General features: G+C 69.5%; 23 protein-coding genes. 10 read left to right on the top strand and 13 right to left on the bottom strand.

The features are described from left to right. Nucleotides 1–33: 33 nt before the first annotated feature. From AOM45_RS06480 to AOM45_RS06465, 4 genes are read left to right on the top strand one after another with little or no spacing between them, the layout of a single operon-like run. Complete coding sequence (locus AOM45_RS06480) at nt 34–1,107, top strand: acyl-CoA dehydrogenase family protein (RefSeq protein WP_030469773.1); 1,074 nt, start codon at nt 34–36, stop codon at nt 1,105–1,107. After that, complete coding sequence (locus tag AOM45_RS06475) at nt 1,104–1,862, top strand: SDR family oxidoreductase (RefSeq protein ID WP_030469772.1); 759 nt, start codon at nt 1,104–1,106, stop codon at nt 1,860–1,862. Before AOM45_RS06480 ends, AOM45_RS06475 begins: the two co-directional genes overlap by 4 nt. After that, nucleotides 1,859–2,473 carry a TetR/AcrR family transcriptional regulator gene (locus AOM45_RS06470; RefSeq protein ID WP_030469771.1) on the top strand — a complete coding sequence of 205 codons (615 nt, stop codon included), beginning with the start codon at nt 1,859–1,861 and terminating at the stop codon, nt 2,471–2,473. The genes AOM45_RS06475 and AOM45_RS06470 overlap by 4 nt, the downstream gene beginning before the upstream one ends. A gap of 13 nt (nt 2,474–2,486) precedes the next feature. Further along, the gene (locus AOM45_RS06465; RefSeq protein ID WP_030469770.1) at nt 2,487–3,632 is read left to right on the top strand and encodes an acetyl-CoA C-acetyltransferase; all 1,146 of its coding nucleotides are present in this window, start codon (nt 2,487–2,489) and stop codon (nt 3,630–3,632) included. Here AOM45_RS06465 and AOM45_RS06460 read toward each other — a convergent pair. From AOM45_RS06460 to AOM45_RS06445, 4 genes are read right to left on the bottom strand one after another with little or no spacing between them, the layout of a single operon-like run. Continuing rightward, nucleotides 3,616–4,677, bottom strand: coding sequence for an NAD(P)H-dependent flavin oxidoreductase (locus AOM45_RS06460; protein WP_030469769.1), 1,062 nt, complete (start codon nt 4,675–4,677; stop codon nt 3,616–3,618). The two genes, AOM45_RS06465 and AOM45_RS06460, sit on opposite strands and share 17 nt — an antisense overlap. Continuing rightward, a complete protein-coding gene (locus tag AOM45_RS06455; RefSeq protein WP_030469768.1) occupies nt 4,674–5,387 on the bottom strand; it encodes a CoA-transferase subunit beta in 714 nt (237 codons plus the stop codon). The genes AOM45_RS06460 and AOM45_RS06455 overlap by 4 nt, the downstream gene beginning before the upstream one ends. Continuing rightward, complete coding sequence (locus AOM45_RS06450) at nt 5,384–6,181, bottom strand: CoA transferase subunit A (RefSeq protein WP_030469767.1); 798 nt, start codon at nt 6,179–6,181, stop codon at nt 5,384–5,386. The genes AOM45_RS06455 and AOM45_RS06450 overlap by 4 nt, the downstream gene beginning before the upstream one ends. Then, nucleotides 6,156–6,923: an enoyl-CoA hydratase family protein gene (locus tag AOM45_RS06445; RefSeq protein WP_030469849.1), complete on the bottom strand. Its 768-nt coding sequence runs from the start codon at nt 6,921–6,923 to the stop codon at nt 6,156–6,158. Before AOM45_RS06445 ends, AOM45_RS06450 begins: the two co-directional genes overlap by 26 nt. A 63-nt stretch (nt 6,924–6,986) precedes the next feature. Between AOM45_RS06445 and AOM45_RS06440 the strand changes: the two genes are divergently transcribed. Further along, on the top strand, nt 6,987–7,748 hold the full coding sequence (locus AOM45_RS06440; RefSeq protein WP_156094046.1) for an SDR family oxidoreductase: 762 nt from the start codon (nt 6,987–6,989) through the stop codon (nt 7,746–7,748). Beyond that, nucleotides 7,745–8,596, top strand: coding sequence for an SDR family oxidoreductase (locus AOM45_RS06435; protein ID WP_030469765.1), 852 nt, complete (start codon nt 7,745–7,747; stop codon nt 8,594–8,596). Before AOM45_RS06440 ends, AOM45_RS06435 begins: the two co-directional genes overlap by 4 nt. A 165-nt stretch (nt 8,597–8,761) precedes the next feature. Here AOM45_RS06435 and AOM45_RS06430 read toward each other — a convergent pair whose 3' ends face one another. Then, nucleotides 8,762–9,142, bottom strand: a complete 381-nt coding sequence (locus tag AOM45_RS06430; protein WP_156094045.1) for a hypothetical protein — start codon at nt 9,140–9,142, stop codon at nt 8,762–8,764. Between the two features lie 5 nt (nt 9,143–9,147). Continuing rightward, nucleotides 9,148–9,603: a hypothetical protein gene (locus tag AOM45_RS06425; RefSeq protein ID WP_030469763.1), complete on the bottom strand. Its 456-nt coding sequence runs from the start codon at nt 9,601–9,603 to the stop codon at nt 9,148–9,150. Nucleotides 9,604–9,793: 190 nt separating this feature from the next. On the opposite strand from AOM45_RS06425, the gene AOM45_RS06420 reads away from it, so the two are divergent. Further along, the gene (locus AOM45_RS06420; protein ID WP_030469762.1) at nt 9,794–12,469 is read left to right on the top strand and encodes an AfsR/SARP family transcriptional regulator; all 2,676 of its coding nucleotides are present in this window, start codon (nt 9,794–9,796) and stop codon (nt 12,467–12,469) included. A gap of 10 nt (nt 12,470–12,479) precedes the next feature. Beyond that, nucleotides 12,480–13,430 (top strand): BUD32 family EKC/KEOPS complex subunit, encoded by a 951-nt coding sequence (locus AOM45_RS06415; protein WP_201779908.1) that lies wholly within the window; start codon nt 12,480–12,482, stop codon nt 13,428–13,430. Here AOM45_RS06415 and AOM45_RS06410 read toward each other — a convergent pair. Beyond that, entirely contained in the window at nt 13,414–14,541 is a 1,128-nt protein-coding gene (locus AOM45_RS06410; protein WP_030469760.1) for a steroid 3-ketoacyl-CoA thiolase, read from the bottom strand. The genes AOM45_RS06415 and AOM45_RS06410 overlap by 17 nt on opposite strands. Nucleotides 14,542–14,668: 127 nt before the next feature. Between AOM45_RS06410 and AOM45_RS06405 the strand changes: the two genes are divergently transcribed. After that, the gene (locus AOM45_RS06405; RefSeq protein WP_030469759.1) at nt 14,669–15,895 is read left to right on the top strand and encodes a cytochrome P450; all 1,227 of its coding nucleotides are present in this window, start codon (nt 14,669–14,671) and stop codon (nt 15,893–15,895) included. 10 nt (nt 15,896–15,905) lie between these two features. Here the strand turns inward: AOM45_RS06405 and AOM45_RS06400 are convergent, their stop codons facing one another. Then, entirely contained in the window at nt 15,906–16,544 is a 639-nt protein-coding gene (locus AOM45_RS06400; RefSeq protein ID WP_030469758.1) for a GTP cyclohydrolase II, read from the bottom strand. A gap of 91 nt (nt 16,545–16,635) precedes the next feature. Here AOM45_RS06400 and AOM45_RS06395 point away from each other — a divergent pair, with 91 nt between their 5' ends. Beyond that, on the top strand, nt 16,636–17,130 hold the full coding sequence (locus tag AOM45_RS06395; RefSeq protein WP_051784028.1) for a MarR family winged helix-turn-helix transcriptional regulator: 495 nt from the start codon (nt 16,636–16,638) through the stop codon (nt 17,128–17,130). Nucleotides 17,131–17,134: 4 nt separating this feature from the next. On the opposite strand, the gene AOM45_RS06390 is transcribed toward AOM45_RS06395, so the two are convergent. From AOM45_RS06390 to AOM45_RS06370, 5 genes are read right to left on the bottom strand one after another with little or no spacing between them, the layout of a single operon-like run. After that, nucleotides 17,135–17,569, bottom strand: coding sequence for a nuclear transport factor 2 family protein (locus AOM45_RS06390; RefSeq protein WP_030469756.1), 435 nt, complete (start codon nt 17,567–17,569; stop codon nt 17,135–17,137). Further along, nucleotides 17,566–18,426 carry a TIGR03619 family F420-dependent LLM class oxidoreductase gene (locus tag AOM45_RS06385; protein ID WP_030469755.1) on the bottom strand — a complete coding sequence of 287 codons (861 nt, stop codon included), beginning with the start codon at nt 18,424–18,426 and terminating at the stop codon, nt 17,566–17,568. The genes AOM45_RS06390 and AOM45_RS06385 overlap by 4 nt, the downstream gene beginning before the upstream one ends. After that, nucleotides 18,423–19,565 carry a thiolase family protein gene (locus AOM45_RS06380; protein ID WP_035911542.1) on the bottom strand — a complete coding sequence of 381 codons (1,143 nt, stop codon included), beginning with the start codon at nt 19,563–19,565 and terminating at the stop codon, nt 18,423–18,425. Before AOM45_RS06380 ends, AOM45_RS06385 begins: the two co-directional genes overlap by 4 nt. Beyond that, nucleotides 19,566–20,621 (bottom strand): thiolase family protein, encoded by a 1,056-nt coding sequence (locus tag AOM45_RS06375; RefSeq protein WP_030469753.1) that lies wholly within the window; start codon nt 20,619–20,621, stop codon nt 19,566–19,568. A gap of 7 nt (nt 20,622–20,628) precedes the next feature. Next, nucleotides 20,629–21,573 carry a Zn-ribbon domain-containing OB-fold protein gene (locus tag AOM45_RS06370; RefSeq protein ID WP_030469752.1) on the bottom strand — a complete coding sequence of 315 codons (945 nt, stop codon included), beginning with the start codon at nt 21,571–21,573 and terminating at the stop codon, nt 20,629–20,631. Nucleotides 21,574–21,618 lie beyond the last annotated feature (45 nt).

Below are 21,618 nucleotides of genomic sequence, written 5' to 3'. Positions count from 1 at the left end.
AAAGCAAGTGCTTGGTAGGTTAGAGTATGGCGCATGGAGTCCTTCCGGCGCGAGGTGCGGGAATGGTTGTCCGCCAACCTCGTCGGTGAGTTCGCTGAGCTGCGCGGCCTGGGTGGACCCGGCCGCGAGCACGAGGCGTTCGAGGGCCGGCTGCGGTGGCACCGGCACCTGGCGGCGCACGGGTGGACGTGCCTCGGCTGGCCCGGCGAGCGCAGCGTCGAGGAGCAGGTGATCTTCCACGAGGAGTACGCCGAGGCCGACGCGCCCGCGAAGGTCGACATCGTGGGGGAGGGACTGCTCGGTCCGACGCTCATCGCGTTCGGCACGCCGGAGCAGAAGGAACGCTTCCTTCCCAGGATCAAAAGCCTCGACGAGCTGTGGTGCCAGGGCTACTCCGAACCGAACGCCGGTTCCGACCTCGCCTCGGTCCAGACGAGGGCCACCCTCGAAGGCGACCGGTGGGTGATCAACGGGCAGAAGATCTGGACGTCGAACGCGCACTACTCGGACTGGATCTTCGTCCTGTGCCGCACCGAACCGGGTTCGAAGCGGCACCAGGGCCTCTCGTACCTGCTCGTGCCCATGGACCAGCCGGGCGTCGAGGTGCGGCCGATCCGCCAGCTCACCGGCACGTCCGAGTTCAACGAGGTCTTCTTCGACAACGCGGTGACCGCGAAGGAGAACGTCGTCGGGCAGCCGGGCGAGGGCTGGAAGATCGCCATGGCCACGCTCGGCTTCGAGCGCGGCACCGCGATGCTCGGCCACCAGGTGAGCTTCCGCCGCCAGCTCGACGCGATCATGGCGCAGGCACCCGACGACGAACGCCTCACCAGGGCGTGGCTCGAACTGCACGTCATGCGCTCACACACGTTGAGAACCCTGAACGACGAACCCGGCCCGGAGGCGTCCGTGCTGAAGCTCTTCTGGTCGGGTTGGCACCGCAGGCTGGGCGAGCTCGCCATGGACGCACTGGGACCGGAGTCGATGATCGACGGCAACGAGTGGCAGCGGATGTTCCTGTTCAGCAGAGCCGAGACGATCTACGGCGGCTCGGACGAGATCCAGCGTGAGATCATCGCCCACCGGATCCTGGGGCTGCCCAGATGAAACAAACACAGGTGAGCGGACACGACCTGCTCAAGGACAAGGTCGTCGTCGTGACCGCGGCGGCGGGCACCGGCATCGGCTCGGCGACCGCGAAGAGGTGCCTCGAAGAAGGCGCCACGGTGATCATCAGCGACTGGCACGAACGCCGGCTGAAGGAGACCCACGAAGCGTTGGGCTCCGACCACGCGATCCCGTGCGACGTCACGAACGAGCAGCAGGTGCAGGCGCTGGTCGACGAGACGGTCGAACGGTTCGGCCGGATCGACGTGATGGTCAACAACGCGGGCCTCGGTGGCGAGAAGTCCGTGCTGGAGATGGCCGACGACGAGTGGTCGCGGGTCCTGGACGTCACGCTCAACGGCACTTTCCGCTGCACCAGGGCCGCGCTGCGCCAAATGGTCGTCCAACGAAGCGGTGTCGTCGTCAACAACTCGAGTGTGATCGGCTGGCGCGCTCAGAAGGGTCAAGCCCATTACGCGGCAGCGAAAGCGGGCGTGATGGCGCTGACCAGGTGTGCCGCGATGGACGTCGCCGAGCACGGCATCCGGGTGAACGCGGTCGCCCCGAGCTTGGCTGCGCACCCGTTCCTCGCCAAGGTCACCAGTGAGGAGCTGCTGACGGAGCTGGCGTCCCGTGAGGCTTTCGGGCGCGCCGCCGAGCCCTGGGAGGTCGCGAATGTGATCGTGTTCCTCGCGAGCGACTACTCGTCGTACCTGACGGGTGAGGTCGTCTCGGTGAGCAGTCAGCACCCATGAGGAAGGAACGACCGGTGAGCAACCGAAGGGCGGAGCTGCTCGCGTTGGCGGCGAAGATGTTCGCCGAACGCGGGTACGGGCAGACGACCGTACGCGACATCGCGGACGCGGCGGGCATCCTGTCCGGCAGTCTCTACCACCACTTCGACTCGAAGGAGTCGATGGTGGACGAGATCCTGCGGGGCTTCCTCGACGAGCTGTTCACGCGGTACGCCGAGATCGTCGACGCCGGCCTCGGGCCGAAGCAGACGCTGAAAGCGCTGGTCGTGGCGTCGTTCGAGGCGATCGACACCCGGCACGCCGAGGTCGCGATCTACCAGAACGAGTCCAAGCACCTCATGCCGCTGGAGCGGTTCTCCTACCTCGACGACCGCAACGTGGAGTTCCGCAAGCTCTGGACGGTGCTGCTGGAGGACGGCATGGGCGCGGGAGTGTTCCGCGCCGATCTCGACGTGGATCTCGCCTACCGGTTCATCCGCGACACGGTGTGGGTGGCCGTGCGGTGGTACCGGCCGGACGGCGGCCTGTCCCCGGACGCGGTCGCCGACCAGTACCTCGCAATCCTGCTCGACGGCATCGCCACGGGACGCCGGACGAACTCGAAGACGTAGAAGGAGGGCCCTCGTGGCCGAGGCGTACATCATCGAGGCTGTGCGGACTCCGGCGGGCAGGCGCGGCGGCGAACTCAGCCGCGTGCACCCCGCCGATCTCGGCGCACACGTGATCACGGCGCTGCTCAACCGCGTCGACGTCGACCCGACGGACGTGGACGACGTGATCTTCGGCTGCGTCGACACGGTCGGCCCGCAGGCGGGCGACATCGCGCGGACCTCGTGGCTGGCCGCGGGTTTCCCGGAGCAGGTGCCGGGCGTGACCGTCGACCGGCAGTGCGGGTCGAGCCAGCAGGCGCTGCACTTCGCGGCGCAGGCGGTGATGAGCGGCACGGCCGACGTGATCGTCGCGGGCGGCGTGCAGAACATGTCGCAGGTGCCGATCGGATCGGCCATGACGGCCATGCCGCAGGTGGGCAGCCCGTTCGAGGGGTGTGAGGGCTGGCAGCACCGGTACGGCGACGAGGAGGTCAACCAGTTCCGCGCGGCCGACCTGATCGCCGTGCGGTGGGACCTGTCGCGGCGCGAGCTGGAGGAGTACGCGCTGCAGAGCCACCTGCGGGCGATCACCGCCATCAAGGAGGGCCGGTTCGACCGCGAGATCGCGCCGGTCAACGGTGTCGCGGCCGACGAGTGCCCGCGTCCGGACACCAGTGCGGAGAAGATGGCGGCGCTGCAACCGTTGCGGCCCGGCGGGCGCACGACGGCGGCGTTGTCGTCGCAGATCTCCGACGGTGCCTCGGCGGTGCTGGTCGTGTCGGAACGGGCGGTGCGCGAGCACAAGCTGACGCCGCGGGCTCGGGTGCACCACATCTCCGCTCGCGGCTCCGACCCGATCTACATGCTGACCGCGCCGATCCGCGCGACGAAGTACGCGCTGGAACGGGCCGGGATGTCGATCTCGGACATCGACCTGTTCGAGATCAACGAGGCGTTCGCGTCCGTGGCGCTGGCCTGGGCCAAGGAGCTCAAGGTGGATCTGGCGCGCGTGAACGTCAACGGGGGCGCTTTGGCGCTGGGGCACCCGATCGGCGCGACCGGCACGAAGCTGTTCACCACGTTGCTGCACGAACTGGAGCGGACCGGTGGCCGGTACGGGTTGCAGACCATGTGCGAGGGCGGCGGTCAGGCGAACGTGACGATCATCGAACGTCTCTGAGACTCTGTCCCATTCTGGCGATGATCTTCTCGGCGTCGGTGACGATGCCGTTGATCAGCTCTTCGCACGTCGGCAGGTCGCCGAGCAGACCGGCGACCTGACCCGACGCGAGCACGCCCGCGTCGGTCCTGCCCTCGACCAGCCCGGCGCGCAGCAACATCGGCGTGTTCGCGGCCATGATCACCTGCGACCACGTGAGGTCCTTGCCGTGCTTCATGGCCAGGCCCTCGCGGATCATCGCGCGCCACGACAGCCCGGTGTGCTCGCGGAACCTGGCCGCGTTCGTGACGGCGCGGACGAGGCTGCTGAGCTTGCCCGACCGTTCGAGGTGCTCGACGAGATCACTGCGCAGCACCCGGTGCGGCAGGCCGTCGACGCGGGTGGTCACCACCGTGCCGTTCAGATCCCGTTGCAGGTAAGCCTGTTTCACCGCGTCCGGGACGGTGCTCTCCTGGGTGAGCAGGAACCTCGTGCCCATCGCGATGCCGGCTGCGCCGTACGCGAGCGCGGCGGCGAGGCCCCGTCCGTCGAAGAACCCGCCGGCCGCCACGACCGGGATGTCGACGGCGTCCAGCACGCTCGGGAGCAGCAACGTCGTCGCCACGCCACCGGTGTGGCCACCGCCCTCACCGCCCTGGACGATCACCGCGTGCGCGCCCCACTTCGCGACCTTCTCCGCGTGCCTGGCCGCGCCGATCGACGGGATCACGACGACACCGGCGTCGTTCAGCTTGGCGATCATGTCGGGTTTCGGGGCCAGCGCGAAGGAAGCGACCCTCACCTGCTCGCGGATCAGCAGGTCGATCCGTTCGGGCGCGTCGTGGGCGTCGGCTCGGAGGTTCACGCCGAACGGCTGTGTCGTGCGGGCTCGGGTTTCCTTGATCGCGGCTTCGAGCTCGGAGTAGGTCATGGTGGCGGAGGCGAGGATGCCGAGCCCTCCGGCCTCGGCGGTCGCGGACACCAGGCGTGGCCCGGCGACCCAGCCCATGCCGGTCTGGACGACCGGGTGCCTCACCCCGACCAGCTCGGTGAACGCGGTCCTCACGACGGGACTTCCTTGTCCCGCTTGCCCTGCGGATCGAGCCTGGTCCTGATCAGCTCCAGCTCCTCGTCGGTCGGTAACCGGGTCTCGGTGACCTCGTCGGCCACGAGCGGGAACGACGTCTGCTTCTGCACCTCGTCGACCGACACACCGGGATGGGTCGAGACCAGGCGCATCGAGTGGTCCGGGGTGTCGAAGTCGAGCACGGCCAGGTTCGTGACGACCCGGTGGACGTCGTGGAACGGGCCAGCGGCGCGGTCGTAGCCGACGCCGGAGACCACGTCGACCGCCTCGACCAGCACCCGCGGGCTGTGCCGCGGCACCCAGTAGCTCGTGCGGTGGTTGACCGTGTTGCCCGGCGCGCCGCGGAACCCGAGCAGCTGCCGCGTGGGCCTCGCGTGGTCGCCGATCGCGGAGATGTTCTGGTTGCCGAACCTGTCGACCTGGTTCGCGCCCATCACCACGTGCCGGCGGCCGTGCGCGACGATGTCGAACACCTTCCGGTACGGCAGCCAGCCCTCCACAGTGGACTCCGGCGTGAGCAGGAACGCCTCGCCGTCGCTGAGCAGCAGGTCGGGCTCGGTCGTCAGACGGGCGAGTTTCGCGCCGAGGGACGGGATGAGGCCCATCGGGCTGGCCAGCGTCTCACCGGCACCGGCGAACAGGTCGGCGCAGGCGGCGACGCAGACCTCCGCTCGCGTGATGTCGCTCATCCCAGGAACCTCTCGTAGAAGGCCGGCCACTGCTCCAGGTCGCTGGCCGCGTTGGCGTACTCGCGCTGGAGGGCCTCGTCGCGGCCGTAGTCCGGGACGCAGCTGGTGAACGCCGCCCCACCCGGTGCCTCCACCACGCCGTCGACCATCATCCGGTTGAGCAGCAGGGTTTGCGGTGGCCCGTCGAACGTCTCGACGATCTGTTCGCACGAGACGTACCGCCGGTCCGCGGCCAGGCAGAACAGGTCGTCGAAGTACGGATCCGGCCCGAGGTACTGGGCGTTGCCGTGCCTGTCCGCGCGGTTGAGGTGCACCAGCGCCACGTCGAGTTTCAACGCGGGCATGGCGACCAGCTCCTCGCCGTCGTCGTAGGGCGACCGGACGGTCTTGAGCTCGGGCGCGTACTTCAGCACGTCGGAACCGAGTCCAGCCCTGATCGGCAGGAACGGCAGCCGGTGTCCGGCGGCCCGCAGGCCCGTCTGGAACATGCCCTCGTCGAGTTCCAGCACCTCGATCGCGCCGGTCTCGCGCGCCCGCTTGAACCACGGGTCGTACGGGATGGAGTCGAGCGAGACGAAGCCGTAGACGAGCTTGCGCACCTTGCCCGCCGCGCAGAGCAGCCCGGCGTCCGGGCCGCCGTACGTGACGACGGTCAGGTCCTTGATCGCGGACCGCAGGATCGCCTTGACCAGGGCCATCGGCTTGCGCCGCGAACCCCAGCCGCCGATGCCGACGGTCATGCCGTCCTTGATCTGGCTGACGACCTCGTCAGCTGTCATTCGCTTGTCGCGCATGGTTTCCGTCCAGGAAGGCCTGCCGGGCGTGGTCCGACACACCGGTGAGGTTCAGCTCGAAGGTGAAGCCCTGCTCGTAGCGGTAGCTGGTGTGCACGCGCTGCGGGTCGATGCCGTTGATCGCCTCCTTGGCCGCGCGGATCACCGCGGGGTCCTTCTTCGCGATCTCCTTGGCCAGCTCGCGGGCAGCGTCGTCGAGCTGCGCGCGGGGCACGACCTCGATGACGCTGCCGTGGTGGTGCAGGGTCTGCGCGCTGACGTTGCGGGCGGTGTAGTACAGCGTCCGCATGAGGTGCTGCGGCACGAGCCGGGCCAGGTGGGTGGCCGCGCCGAGCGCCCCGCGGTCGACCTCGGGCAGCCCGAACGTGGCGTCGTCGGACGCCACGATGACGTCCGCGTTGCCGACCAGCCCGACACCGCCGCCGAGGCAGAAGCCGTTCACCGCGGCGATCACCGGCACCTCGCAGTCGTAGACGGCCGCGAAAGCCTTGGCACATCCCCTGTTCGCGGCCACGAGCGCGTCGTACCCCGTGGACCGCTGGATCTCCTTCAGGTCGACGCCCGCGCAGAAGCCGCGGTTCTCCGCCCTGAGGATCACGACCCGCGCCTCGGGGTCCTCGCCCGCGTACGTGATCGTCTTGGCCAGCTCGAACCAGCCGCGGGAGGGGACGGCGTTGACCGGGGGATAGTCGATGGTGACTTCGATGATGCCGTTTTCGGTGTGGCTGCTGGAGATTCCCATCGCGCCGCCTTCCGAACCAAGCGATTGCTTGGTAATTTAGCAGTGCCGGAGCGACCGGGGTAGGTGCTTGTGGAACTGGACCTCGACGGAGCAGTCGTGCTCGTGACGGGCGGGGTGCGGGGAGTCGGTCTCGGGATCACCCGTGCGTTCCTCTCGGCGGGTGCGGTGGTGGTGACCTGCGCCCGGCGTCCCGCTGAGGTCGAGGGCGCGTCGTTCGTGCCGTGTGACGTCCGTGATGCGGACCAGGTCTCCCAGCTCGTGAACGGGATCGTTGAGCAGCACGGCCGGTTGGACGTGCTCGTCAACAACGCGGGCGGAGCACCGTTCGCGTTGGCGGACAAGGCTTCTCCGCGGTTCCACCAGAAGATCGTGGAGCTGAACCTGCTGGCACCGCTGCTGGTGTCGCAGGTGGCGAACGTGGTGATGCAGTCTCAGCCGTCCGGCGGTGTGATCGTGAACGTCAGCAGTGTCTCCGGTCGCAGACCTTCACCGGGAACCGCTGCTTACGGAGCCGCGAAAGCCGGACTCGACAACCTGACCGCGTCGCTGGCGGTCGAGTGGGCCCCGAAGGTGCGGGTCAACGCGTTGGCGGTGGGCATGGTGCGCACGGAACAGTCGCACCTGCACTACGGCTCCGAGGCTGGGATCGCCGCTGTCGAGAAGACCGTGCCGTTGGGCAGGCTCGCGTCACCGGACGAGGTCGGCGCGTGTGCGGTGTTCCTGGCTTCGCCGCTGGCGTCCTACGTGAGTGGCGCGACTTTGGTCGTTCATGGCGGGGGAGAAGCACCCGCGTTCCTGACCGCAGCCGATGGGGGTTCCTCATGAACCGGGTCGTGATCGTGACGGGGGCCGGGCGTGGCATCGGCCGTGCCCACGCACTGGCGTTCGGTGCCGCCGGGGCACGGGTCGTGGTGAACGACCTGTCCGCGGAGGTCGCCGGCGAGGTGGCCGAGCTGATCGGGCCGCGGGCGGTCGTCAACACCGACGACGTGGGCACCTGGGCAGGCGCGCAGCGGGTGGTCGAGACCGCGGTGGCCGAGTTCGGCGGGCTGGACGTGCTCGTGAACAACGCGGGCATCGTGCGTGACCGCATGATCGTCGGCTGCGGCGAGGACGAGTGGGACGAGGTGGTCCGCGTTCACCTGAAGGGCCACTTCGCGACGCTGCACCACGCCGCCGCGCATTGGCGTGCCGTGCACAAGGCCGGTGGTGCGGTCAGCGGGCGGGTGATCAACACGTCGTCCGGTGCGGGACTCTTCGGCAGCGTCGGACAGGCGAACTACTCGGCCGCGAAGGCGGGCATCGCCTCGATGACGCTGGTCGCGGCCGCCGAACTGGCCCGCTACGGAGTCACGGTCAACGCCATCGCCCCGGCGGCCCGCACGAGGATGACCGAGGCGACGTTCGCGGACATGATGGCGGCGCCGGAGGAGGGGTTCGACGCGATGGCGCCGGAGAACATCTCGCCGCTGGTGGTGTGGCTCGGCAGCGAGGAGGCCGGCGACGTGACCGGGCGGATGTTCGAGGTCGACGGCGGCCGCGTGTGCGTGGTGCACGGCTGGCAGCGCGGGCCGGAGATCGACAAGGGCGAGCGGTGGTCACCGGACGAGCTGGGCGAGGTGGTCCGCAAGCTGGTCGCCACCGACCACCCGGTCCCGGTCTACGGCGCCTAGTGCAGCGTCGCGGCCCAGTTCTGGCGCTCACCCCGTGGATCGCCCTCAACGGCAGTCATCCACCGCTGGGAGCACAGCTGGGCTGCGGCAACCTGCTGAGGGCCTGTCAACCGCCGAACCGGCGCCGGAGTGGATCACCCTCTGGCGCCGGTTCATGCACACGGTTCAGCAGACCAGTTTCACGACGGGGCTGTACCGGTAGGTCCAGCCGCCGCCGTTGTTCCGCGCACTGATCATGGTGCGGTACTGGTAGTTCGACTTGTTGTCGCACATCTTCGTCAGCAGCACGGTCTTGTTGCCCGTCCAGCCCACGTCGTCGAGCCCGCTCCAGCCCCACACCGGGTGGTTGTGCTGCAGCACCCCTTTGAACGAACCGCCTTTGCAGCCGGTCGAGTACGCCGTGCCCCGCAACTCGTCCTGGTACTTGTACGGCCGGGTGGCACCCCAGTCGCACGCTGCCGCACTCACGTCCGCAGACGCGACCGCCGTTCCCGACAACAGCAACGCGACCGCGCTGCCGATCCCCGCCAGAATCCTCGTCACCATCTCGCTCACCCCCAGCTCGAGCAGGCCCAGCCGACCGGCGCGACCTGGCGATACGTGCACACCTGCAGATGCACGTCCTTCACGTGGGCGCCGCGGGACCACGACACCGGGTAGACCGACTTGCCGTTCTGCGCGGTGCCGAGCTTCGAGTACCGGTACTCGGGCTCCCACCGGACGCCGCCCTGGCAGTTGTCGTAGCCCTGGTGCCAGCGGATCTCGCCGACGCTGTACGACTTCGTGGCGGCCGCGTCGCTGATGCGGCCCGACCACAGCTCGGCCTCCAGCGTGCCGGTCCAGTTCACCGTGCCGCTGAACCGGCCGCCGGCGCTGTTGGAGACGCTGGCTTCACGCGTGCCGAGCGCACCGACCTCGCTCGCCGTGACGCACGGCGCGGCGGCCGCGGCGGCGGGTGCGGCCGCCGCCAGTGCCCCCGCCACCGCGAATCCCAGTGCCAGTGCCACTGCGGCAATCCGTGTTCTCGCTGTTCGCAACGCAATTCCCCCTTGTCGATCGAGCTGGCGAATTCGAGCGACACCAGCGTGGCGTGGTGATCTGGCAGGAATCTGGGCCGGATCTGGTGCGGCCGATCCGGGGAAACGGTCTTGCCGGCGACGCTCCGAGTCGTTATCCAGACTGACGAGGGGGAACGGGGTGTCAGTGATCTTCGGAATTCTCGGTGAGGTTCAGGCGCGGGTGGCGGGAGCGCCCGTCGACGTCGGACCCGCCCGTCAGCGTTGTGTGCTGGCCGCGTTGCTGGTGGACCGCAGTCGTCCGGTGCCGCTGGATCTGTTGTGCGAACGGGTGTGGGGTGATCGGCCGCCCAAGCACGCGCGCGACACGTTGTACGCCTACCTCTACCGGCTCCGTCAGGTGTTCGCCGACGTGCCGGGCGTGCGCATTCACCGCACCAGAGCGGGTTATGTCCTGCCGGTGCCGGAAGAGGCGGTGGATCTGCACCGCTTCCGGGCTCTCGCGCGGTCGGACGACCTGGCGGTGGTGGAGGAAGCGCTGGCGTTGTGGCGCGGGCCGGCACTGGACGGGGTGGACGGCGAATGGGCCGAGTCGGTGCGCCGCTCGCTCGAACAGCAGCGGTGGTCGGCGTTGTTGCGGCGCAACGACATCGCCCTGCGGCTGGGTGGACACGGCGCGCTGGTCGCCGAGCTGACGACGTTGGCGGAGGACCATCCGCTCGACGAACGGCTGGCGAGCCAGCTCGTGCTCGCGCTGCACGGCGACGGCAGGCAGGCGGACGCACTGCGGCACTACCAGGTGATGCGGCTGCGGCTCGCCGAGGAACTGGGCACCGATCCGGGCGCGTTGTTGCAGGAGGCGCACCGGCAGGTGCTCACCGGTGACCCGCAGATCGAGCGCTCGGTGCCGGCTCCACGGCAACTGCCCGCCGCGCCACGTCTGTTCGTCGGCCGGGCCGACGAGCTCGCCAGGATGGAGAAGTGCCTGGACGACTCCCCGGTGCTGGCCGTCGTGGGACCGTCCGGGATCGGGAAGACGACGCTTGCACTGCACTGGGCACACCGGGTCGCCGACCGCTACCCGGACGGCCAGCTCTACCAGGACCTGCACGGCTTCGATCCGTCGGCACCACCGGTGACGCCGACGGCCGTGGTGCGGGGGTTCCTCGAAGCGCTCGGGGTGCCGAGCTCGTCCGTGCCCGCCGACCCGGACGCGCGAGCAGCGTTGTACCGCAGTGTGGTCGCGGCCAAACGCCTGCTGATCGTGCTGGACGACGCCCGCGACGCCACCCAGGTCACCGGGCTGCTGCCGGGCACGGACAGCTGCACGGTCGTGATCACCAGCAGGCACCGGCTGACCGGGATGGCGGCTTCCCACGGCGTCCCGGCAGTGCCACTGGACGTGCTGACCGAGGGCGAGATGCGTGACCTGCTGACCGGTCACCTGTCCCGGCAACGGCTCCACGACGAAGCCGCGGCGGTCGACGAGTTGCTGCGGTGGTGCGCCGGCCTGCCACTCGCGGTCGGTCTCGTCGGCGCTCGCGCGGCAGGCCAGCCAGATTTCCCGCTCAGCTCGCTGGTGGACGAGCTGCGGGAGGCCGACAGCGTGGCCGCGCTGGACGAACCGGGCACCGGGCTGCGCGCCGTGTTCGAGACGTCCTACCGGGCGCTGCCGCCCGCCGAAGCGGAGGCGTTCCGCCTGCTGGGCCTCGCGCCCGGCCCGGACATCGGCACCGATGCGGCCGCCGCGTTGCTCGGGCTGTCCATCGCACGGGCCGGCGAAGTGTTGCGGCAGCTGGAATCCGGGCATCTGGTGCGGCGGTACAGCCCCGGCCGGTACCTGATGCACGACCTCGTCCGCGGTTACGCCGCGGAGTGCGCGCAGGAGGCCGATCGCGCGGCGCTGCACCGGGTGATCGATCACTACGTGCGCCGCGGGCTCGCCGCCGAACGGACTCTCTACCCGTACGGCACTCCCAGCGGCATCGGCGATCCGGTGCACGACGCCTTCGCGGACGAGGCGGAGGCCCTGGCGTGGCTGGAAGCCGAGTATCCGTGCCTCATGGCCGCCCAAAGCATCGCGGCCGGTCCCGCGGTGTGGCAGCTGGCGTGGGCGTTGGACAGCTTCCAGCGGCGGCGCGGGCACATCCAGGACCAGCTCGCCGTGTGGCAACGGGCCAGTGCCGCTGCCGCAGAGGAGGCCGTGCCGAGTGCACGGGCCGTTTGTTCCTGGCGGCTCGGTGCGGCACTGGCCAGGGCCGGCAACCTGAGCGAAGCCACGGAGGAGTTGCACAAGGCGTTGCACGAACCGGACACGTCCGGGCACCCCGACGCGCACCAGGCGTTGGCGTGGGTGTGGGAGCAGCGCGGCGACGACAGGATGGCGCTGCTGCACGCCACCGACGCGTTGCGCATCCTGCGCGATCTCGACGTCCCGATGCGCCAGGCGCACGCGCTCAACCAGGCCGGCTGGTACGCGGCCCGGCTGGACGACCTGGAGCAGGCCCGCCGCCACTGCACCGCCGCGCTGCAGCTCGCCCGCGTGCACGCCGACCGGGACGCGCAGGGGCGGATCCTGGACAGCCTCGGCTACATCGAGCACCGCGCGGGCGAGTACGCGCTCGCCGTGCGGCACTTCGAGGAGGCGGTGGCGTTGTACGACGCCGCGGGTGCGTCGTACGACTGTGCCGACACGCTGGACCGGCTCGGGCTGAGCAGGTCCGCGGCCGGGCAGTACCAGGAGGCTCGTGCGGCGTGGCGGCGGGCGCGTGCCTTGTACGCGGGCCAGCACCGGCACGCCGACGTCGAGCGACTGGCCGGGCGACTGAACTCCGCGTCCACGACCTCCGGTGGGTAACTTCGATCAGGTGACCCGCCTGACCACCCACACCTCCGTCGCGGCCGCGTTGTCGCGGCTGAGCGATGACGAGCTGAGCGACCTGCTGGCACGGGCCGAGCCGAACGGATCGGGAATCGGCGGGCCGACGGCGGTGCTGGACGTCGCGGGCACGCGGGTGTTCGTGAAGCGGTTGCCGCTGACCGATCTGGAGCTGCGGCCGGAGAACGCCGGGTCGACCGCGAACCTCTACGACCTGCCCGTGCACCTGCACTACGGCGTCGGGCTGGTCGGGGCGGTGGGTTTCGGGGCGTGGCGCGAACTGGCCGTGCAGACCATGACCACGAACTGGGTCCTGAAGGGCGAGCGCGACGGCTTCCCGCTGATGTACCACTGGCGCGTTCTGCCGCACCCCGGCCAGACGCTGTCCGGGGAACTGGATCAGGCGATCGGCTACTGGGGCCCGGTGATCAGTCCCCGGCTCGAGGCACTGCGCGCGTCGAAGTCGAGCATCGCGCTGTTCCTGGAGTACATCCCGCAGAACCTGCACGACTGGCTGAACGGCCAGGACGACCTCGAACCGGCCTGTGAGATGGTCGAACGGGAGCTGCGCACCGGCGTCGAGTTCATGAACTCCCGCGGACTCCTGCACTTCGACGGCCACTTCCAGAACGTCCTGACCGACGGCGAACGCCTGTACTTCGCCGACTTCGGCCTCGCGATCTCCTCCGCGTTCGACCTGTCCGAGGAGGAGATCGCGTTCTTCGCCGAGAACCAGGACTACGACCGCCACTACACCGCGACGCACCTGGTCATGTGGTTCGCCTGCGCGCTGCGGTCACAGGGGGTTCCGCCGCGGGTCGCCGCGGTCCTGAACCGCCACAACGAGGTCGCCGCGGTGATGAAGGACTTCTACCGCCGGTTCCAGCACGAGAGCAGGCGGACGCCGTACCCGGCGGCCGACCTCAGATCCGTTCGATGATCGTGCCGGTGGCCAAGGCCCCGCCCGCGCACATCGTGATCAACGCCGTGGTCGCGTCGCGGCGCTCCAGCTCGTGCAACGCGGTCGTGATCAACCGCGTGCCGGTGCTGCCCACCGGGTGACCGATCGCGATAGCGCCGCCGTTGACGTTGACCCGGTCCAGGTTCGGCCGGTGCACCGCCGCCCACGACAGCACCACGGACGCGAACGCCTCGTTGACCTCGAACAGGTCGATGTCGGCCATCTTCATGCCGCTGCGCTCCAGCAACCGCGCGGTGGCGTCCACCGGTCCGTCCAGGTGGTAGTACGGATCGGATCCGACCAGGCACTGCGTCACGATCCGCGCCCGCGGCCGCAGCCCGTGCGCCTTCGCGAACTCCTCGTCCACCACCATCACGGCCGACGCGCCGTCGGAGATCTGCGACGACGTCCCGGCCGTGTGAACCCCGTCGGGCACCACGGGCTTCAACGCGGCCAGCGCCTCCAGCGACGTCTCGCGCAGGCCCTGGTCGGTGTCCACGAGGTCCTCGCCGACCTTCACCGGCACGACCTCAGCGGTGAACCTCCCCGCAGCCCACGCCGCCCGCGCGCGGTTCTGCGACTGGACGCCGAACCTGTCGACCTCCTCGCGCCCGATGCCGCGCCGTGCCGCGACCCGTTCGGCGGCGACGAACTGGTTGGGCAGGTCGATCGCCCACGACTCGGGGCGGGGCATGCCGGCCTCGCCGATGTTCGACCGCAACGGCACCCTGCTCATCGCCTCGACCCCGCACGCGATCCCGGCGTCGATCGCCCCCGCCGCGATCAGCCCGGCGATGAGGTGCGTGGACTGCTGGGCCGAGCCGCACTGCGCGTCCACGGTCGTGCAGCCGGTGGTCTGCGGCAGGCCCGCGTGCAGCCACGACGTGCGGGTGATGTTGTTCGACTGCTCGCCCGCCTGCGTCACCGTGCCGCCGATGACCTGTTCGACAGTGGACGGATCTACCCCGGTCCGGTCGAGCAGACCTCGTTGTGCCGCACCGAGGAGCTCGGCGGCGTGCAGGCCCGACAACCAGCCGTTGCGCCTGCCGATGGGCGTGCGCACCGCTCCCACGATCACCGGACTGCCCACGCGAGCCTCCTCGGCCTAGAAACTAGAACACGTTCCTGTACAGCTCCAGATTGGCGGCCTGGGGGCTTCAACACAAGGCGCAAGCGTGTTTGAATCAGATAGAACGCGTTCCATCTAGGAGGTCCCTGTGGGCAGTCCGCGCATCCCGGAAGGCTTCGACTTCACCGACCCCGACATGTACGCGAGTCGTCTGCCCGTGGAGGAGCTCGCCGAGCTGCGGCGGACCGCGCCGATCTGGTGGAACTCCAAACCGTTCGGTCAGGGCGGTTTTCCCGACGAGGGCTACTGGGTGGTGACCAGGCACCACGACGTCAAGGAGGTCTCGCGCAACAGCGAGGTGTTCTCGACCCGGGAGAACACCGCGATCATCCGCTTCCGCGACGACATGCCGCGCGACAACATCGAGATGCAGCGGTTGCTCCTGCTGAACATGGACCCGCCGACGCACACGAAGCAGCGCGGCATCATCTCCCGCGGGTTCACCCCGAGGGCGATCAACGCGCTGAAGGACGCCCTGCACGACCGGGCGGAACGCATCGTGGCGGAGGCGCTGGAGAAGGGCAGCGGCGACTTCGTGACGGACGTGGCGTGCGAACTGCCGTTGCAGGCGATCGCCGAGCTCATCGGCATCCCGCAGGAGGACCGCCGCAAGATCTTCGACTGGTCCAACCAGATGATCGCCTACGACGACCCCGAGTTCGAGATCGAACCGCTCGCCGCGGCCACCGAACTGCTCGGCTACGCGTGGACGATGGCCGAGGACCGCCGCAAGTGCCCGCGCCACGACATCGTCACCAAACTCGTCCAGGCCGATGTGGACGGTGCGGGACTCGCGTCGGAGGAGTTCGGCTTCTTCGTGCTGCTGCTCGCTGTCGCCGGCAACGAGACCACCCGCAACGCCATCACGCACGGCATGAAGGCGTTCTTCGACCACCCGGACCAATGGGAGCGCTTCAAGGCGGAACGCCCGGCCACGGCCGCCGACGAGATCGTCCGCTTCGCCACGCCCGTGGTCGTCTTCCAGCGCACCGCCATGCAGGACACCGTGCTGAGCGGCGTCGAGATCAAGGAAGGGCAGCGGGTCGGGCTGTTCTACTCGTCCGCGAACTTCGACGAGGAGGTCTTCGACCACCCCGAGCGGTTCGACATCACCCGCGACCCCAACCCGCACCTCGGCTTCGGCGGTTCCGGTGCGCACTTCTGCATCGGCGCGAACCTGGCCAGGCTGGAGATCGACCTGATCTTCAACGCGATCGCCGACGCCATGCCGAACATCAGCCAGGTGGCGGAACCGCGGCGGCTGCGGTCGGGGTGGCTGAACGGGATCAAGGAGTTCCAGGTCAAGTACGCGTGACGGGTGCCGCTCAGCCGGCGAGGCTCGTCAGGCTGGGCAACACGATGGTGTGCTGGGTGTGCTCCGCCTTGGCGTGCAGGTAGCGCAGGTTGTGCGGGGTCGCGTGCACGCTGGTCGGCACGGCCTCGGCGACGGTGACGCCCAGGTCCCGCAGTTGCTGGGCCTTGTCGGGGTTGTTGGTGAGGAGGTTCAGCTCCGCGACGCCGAGGGCGGCCAGCATCTGGGCGGCGGCGGTGTAGTCACGGGAGTCCTCGGGCAGGCCGAGGGAGAGGTTGGCCTGGTAGGTGTCCAGGCCGGCGTCCTGCAGGGCGTAGGCGTCGAGCTTGTTGTACAGGCCGATGCCGCGTCCCTCCTGGCGCAGGTAGAGCAGCACGCCGCCGGCGCCGTCGATGCGCTGCACGGCCTCCCGCAGCTGAGGGCCGCAGTCACAGCGGGCCGAGCCGAACACGTCGCCGGTGAGGCACTCCGAGTGCATCCGCACCAGTGGGACACCGGCGGATGGGCGGCCGAGAACGAGTGCGAGGTGCTCGGCCCCGTCGACCAGGCCGTGGAAGGTGACGACCTCGGCGGTGGTGTTGTAGCCGTCGGTGAAGCGCAGCGGGATCCGAACCCTGGTCCGCACGGTGGCGGCGGGGATGCTGGTCGGCATGGTGACTCCCGGTCCGGTGAAGAGTTCAAATTTAAACTCAACTGGGACGCTACACTTGAGTACAAATTTGAACAACGGACGGGGCTGTGACATGGATCGCCCACGGTGGCTGAACGAGGAGGAGAAACGTGCGTGGAACGCGTTCATCGCCGCGCACGCACTGCTCTACCAGCGGCTGGACCAGCAGCTCAAACGGGACGTGGGTCTGTCCCACCTGCAGTACATGGTCCTCGCCCGGCTGTCCGGCGCTCCGGACCGGGAGCTCCGGATGGCCGAACTGGCTGACGCGGTGCAGAACTCGAAGAGCGGGCTGACCTACCAGATCGGACAGCTGGAACAGGCAGGCCTGGTGTGCAGGCGCAACTGCCAGAGCGACGTGCGCGCCGTCTACGCCCGCCTGACCGACGAGGGAATGGCTCTGCTCGAACGAGCCGCGCCGGGCCACGTCGCCATGGTCCGCGAGCTGTTCATCGACGCGTTGACGCCCGCCCAGCTCCAGGCCCTCGCCGACGGGCTCGGCGAGGCGAACCGGCGGATGAGAGAGTGTGGCGGCACCGCTACCCACGAGTTCGAGCGGCGCAAGTGAGCCCTCAGTGGCGAAGGGTGGCCATCGCGCGTTCGGTTTCCCAGAACGCGCGCACCGACTTGATCAAGCCGTCCTCGCCGACGCGGTAGACGAACACGCCCTCGGTGTCGACTCGCGCTCCGCCGGGCAGGAACGCGGTGATCACGCCGACGTTCGCGCACTCGGACCCGGCCGCGAACGAGTCGTGCATCGCGAACTCGAACCGTTCGACGTTGGCGATCGCGAGGTCCCAGAAGGCGCCGATCGCGTCCTTGCCGTGGTGTCCCTTGCCTTCCGCGTCGAACATCGACGGCCCCACCGGGTCCTCGACGACGGCGTCCTCGGCGAACAGCGCCAGCCACTCGTCCTTCGCGCCGCGCGTCACCGCGTCCATCGAGCGCCACGACGCCACGCGGGCCGGGGTCTCGGTCTTCGAAGCCTTCCAGGTCACCGCGGTCATGCGAACTCTCCGATCACCTCGTCGGCGAAGCGCCGAAGTCCGTCCTTCTTGGCCTCCAGGCCGCCGTCGAAGCCGACGCCGTAGAACAGCCAGGGCACCACGATCACGTCCGTCACGCCGATCTCGTCGAGCTGCCGGTAGCCGTCGAGGCCGAACCTGTCGACGCACACCGCCTGGATCTCGAACGGCCGCTCGAACGCCCCCAGGTCCTCCAGCTGCGCGATCACCGACTTCAGGTCCGCGAACTTGATCATCGCGGACGTCCAGCCGTCACCGACGCGGGCGGCGCGCTTCAAGGCCGCGGGGGAGTGGCCGCCGACGTAGAACGGCACCGGGGAGGTGGGTGCCGGTGACATCTGGAGGCGGTCGAAGTCGAAGTACTCGCCGTGGTACTCGACCATTCCGCCGCCCAGCACGAGCTTCAGCACGTCGATCATCTCGTCGACGCGCGGGCCGCGGTTGCGGAACGGCGCGCCGCACCACTCGAACTCCTCCGGCGACCAGCCGAGACCGACGCCGAGGCCGAAGCGGTTGCCGGTCATGTGCGCGACCGAACCCACCTGCCGTGCGAGCAGCAACGGGTTGCGGGAGCCCAGTTTCAGCACCTGCGTGTAGAAGTGGATCCGGGACGTCACGGCGCCCATCGCGGCGGCCGCGACGAACGGGTCGACCCACGGGGTGTCCGCGTTCCACATGCGGGAGCCGTCGGGCGTGTACGGGTAGTCGGCGGACACCTTCTCGGAGAAGAAGAGCGAGTCCGGCAGGGCGATGGAGGCGTAACCGCACTCCTCGGCGCACTGGGCCAACTCGGTCAGCTGGTCGAGCGGGCTCATGGCGATGCCGACAGTGAACTTCATGGCCTCTCCGATCCGACGACCCACATGGCGAAGAACTGCGAACCGCCGCCGTACGCGTGACCCAGAGCGGTCCGCACGCCGTCGACCTGGTGTTCCCCGGCGGTGCCCATGACCTGCATGGCGGCCTCGGCGAACCGCAACAGCCCGGAGGCGCCGATCGGGTTCGACGAGAGCACGCCGCCGCTCGGGTTCACCGGCAGCCGCCCGCCGATCTCGGTTTCGCCGGCCTCGGTGAGCTTCCAGCCCTGCCCGGTGTCGGTGAAGCCGAGGTTTTCCAGCCACATCGGCTCGAACCACGAGAACGGCACGTAGATCTCGGCGGCGTCCACTTCGGACAGCGGGTCGGTGATCCCCGCCTGCTTCCACAACGCCCGCGCGGCGTCCCGCCCGGCCTGCGGGTTGACCTGGTCGCGTCCGGCGAACGTCGTCGGCTCGGTGCGCATCGCGGTCGCCCGGATCCACGCCGCAGGACCGGAGGTCTCCGCGGCGGAGATGACCACCGCGCACGCGCCGTCCGAGGAAGGACACGTTTCGTCGTAACGGATCGGGTCCCACAGCATCGTCGACGCGCGCACCGACTCGACCGTGATGTCGGGCTGCTTCAGGTGCGCGTACGGGTTCAGGGCGCCGTTGCGCCGGTCCTTGGCCGCGACCATCGCACCCACGTGCTCAGGCGCTCCGGCACGGCGGATGTACGCGCGCACGTGCGGTGCGAAGTAGCCGCCGGCGCCCGCGTGCACCGGCATCGTGAACGGCGTCGGCACGGACAGCGCCCACATCGCGTTGGACTCGGACTGCTTCTCGAACGCCACCGCGAGCACGCGGTCGTGCACGCCGGACTGGACGAGTGACGCCGCCACGTTGCCGGTGCTGCCACCGACCGAGCCCGCGGTGTGCACGCGCAGCAACGGTTTGCCGACCGCTCCCAGCGCGTCCGAGAGGAAGAGCTCGGGCATCATCACGCCCTCGAACAGGTCAGGCGCCTTGCCGAGCACCACGGCGTCGATGTCCGGCCAGTCCACGCCGGCGTCGGCCATCGCGCGGTCGATCGCCTCGCGGCACAGGCCCGCCATCGACACGTCGAGGCGCTTCGCGGCGTGGTGCGTCTGGCCGGTGCCGACCACAGCTGCCGGTCGCATCTATGCCCGCCCTTCCATCACGCAGACGAGGTTCTGTTGGAGCAGCGGTCCGCTCGTGGCGTGTCCCAGCACCTTCGACGCCGTTCCGTCGTGCACCCGGCGGGCGGCCTCGCCGATGCGGGCCAGCCCTGCCGCGAACATGGGGTTGCCGGCCAGGACCCCGCCGGACGGGTTCACGACAACGTCGTCACCGAGTCCGAGCGCTTGGCGCAGCAGGATCTCCTGGTGCGTGAACGGCGCGTGCAGCTCGGCCACCTCGATACCGTCGGCTCCGGCCGCCTTGCCCGCGGCCACCGCGGAGGGAGACGTCGTCAGGTCGCGCGTGCCGAACGACGGCGAGTCCACGCGGTGCTCGAACCCGGTGATCCACGCCGGTCGCTCGCACAGCTCCCGCGCGCGATCACCAGCGGCGAGCACGATCGTCGCGGCGCCGTCGGTGATCGGCGCGCAGTCGTGGCGCCGCAACGGATCCACGACGTACTCGGCTGCGAGCAGGTCGTCCACCTCGAACGATCCGGACAGCTGTGCCAGCGGGTTCGAGAGAGCGGCGGCACGGCTCTGCGCGGCCACCGAGGCCATCGCGCGTTCGTCCCAGAGCCCGGCCTCGATCCCCATGCGCGCCTGGATGCCCGCCAGGCCGAGCGAGTCCGGCCACAACGGCGTGACCACGTACGGGTCGAGCTGCATCGCCATGACCCGCCGCAGCTGACCCGCCGACGACTTGCCGAAGCCGTAGACCAGTGCGGTGTCGACCTCGCCGCACAGCAGCTTCACCCACGCCTCGTACAGGGCCCACGCCGCGTCCATCTCGACGTGCGACTCCATGATCGGCGGGAAGGCGCCGATCGCGTCCACCGCGGACACGAACGAGAACGCCCGCCCCGCCAGGTAGTCCGAGGAGCCCGAGCACCAGAAACCGATGTCGGACTTCGTCAGCCCCAGCGAACCGAGCACCTCGTGGAAGATCGGCACCAGCATCTCGACACCGTTGGTGGTGCCGTCGGTCTCGCGCACGCAGGGCGTCTGCGCGAACCCCACTACCGCGACGTCACGCATGCGAGCCTCACAGGTGCTGGGAGTAGGAGTCGAAGGGCGCGTCCGGCTCGCCGGAAGGCCTGAAGTGGTCGATGTTCTGCATCGTCGGGCCCCACTCCTCGCGCGGCTTCCACACCGCCTCCACCCGCATGCCCATCCGCACGTCCTCGGGGGCGACGCCGAGCAGCAGGTGCAGGAACGGGATGTCCGCGCCGTCGAGCAGCACGTAGGCCGAGACGTACGGCGGTGGGATGCGCTGGCCGAGGAACGGCACGTTGACCACGCAGAACGTCGTGATCGTGCCGCGGTCGGACAGTTCGATCTGGTCCGTCGTCGGCACGCCGTCGGTGGGGCAGGCCGGTCGTGGCGGGAAGTAGACCTTCTCGCACGCCGGGCAGCGCTGGGCGATGAGCCGCCCGTCCATGAGGCCCCGCAGGAACGGGTCCTCGGTCGGGGACGCCGAATGCGTGTAATGCAGGTGCACCGGCGTGGTCACCATCGTGACGTCGTCGGCCTCGACCGGTTCGTCCGACGGCTCGTCGGAGAGCTCGAAGCACTCGATGTCGGTGATCGCGCCGACGCGGTCCGCACGCCAGCGCACCCGCACGCGCGCACCGGTCGACATCCGGTCGGGAGAGCCCGCGTCGACGGCGTGCAGCAGAGACGTGTCCGCGCCGTCGAGCTGGATCAGCGCCCACGCGAACGGCCGGTCGAGCGGCTGTGCCTCCAACGGCTCGGGGATCCACGACCACCCGCGCACGACACCGGTCGACGCCACGTCCACGAACTCCGTCAACCGCTCGGCGGTCACCGGGTCGTACTCGAGCGGCGGCACGTGCACGCGGCCGTCGGAACCGCGGATCCCGGTCACCTTCCGGCGGCGCAGATCCGAGAGGAACCGGCCCAGCGTGGGGCCGGTCGAGCGCGTGTAGTCGAAGCCGACGTCAAGTGGAGCACTCAGCGGCTTGGTCACAGATCAAAGTGAAACAGGTTCTCGAAATGGTGGCAAGATGGCCGC

The sequence above is a fragment of the Lentzea aerocolonigenes genome (assembly GCF_000974445.1).
GTDB classification, from domain to species: domain Bacteria; phylum Actinomycetota; class Actinomycetes; order Mycobacteriales; family Pseudonocardiaceae; genus Lentzea; species Lentzea aerocolonigenes.
The sequence above is the reverse complement of the archived record's forward strand: the minus strand, read 5'-3'. Positions and strand labels throughout refer to the sequence as shown.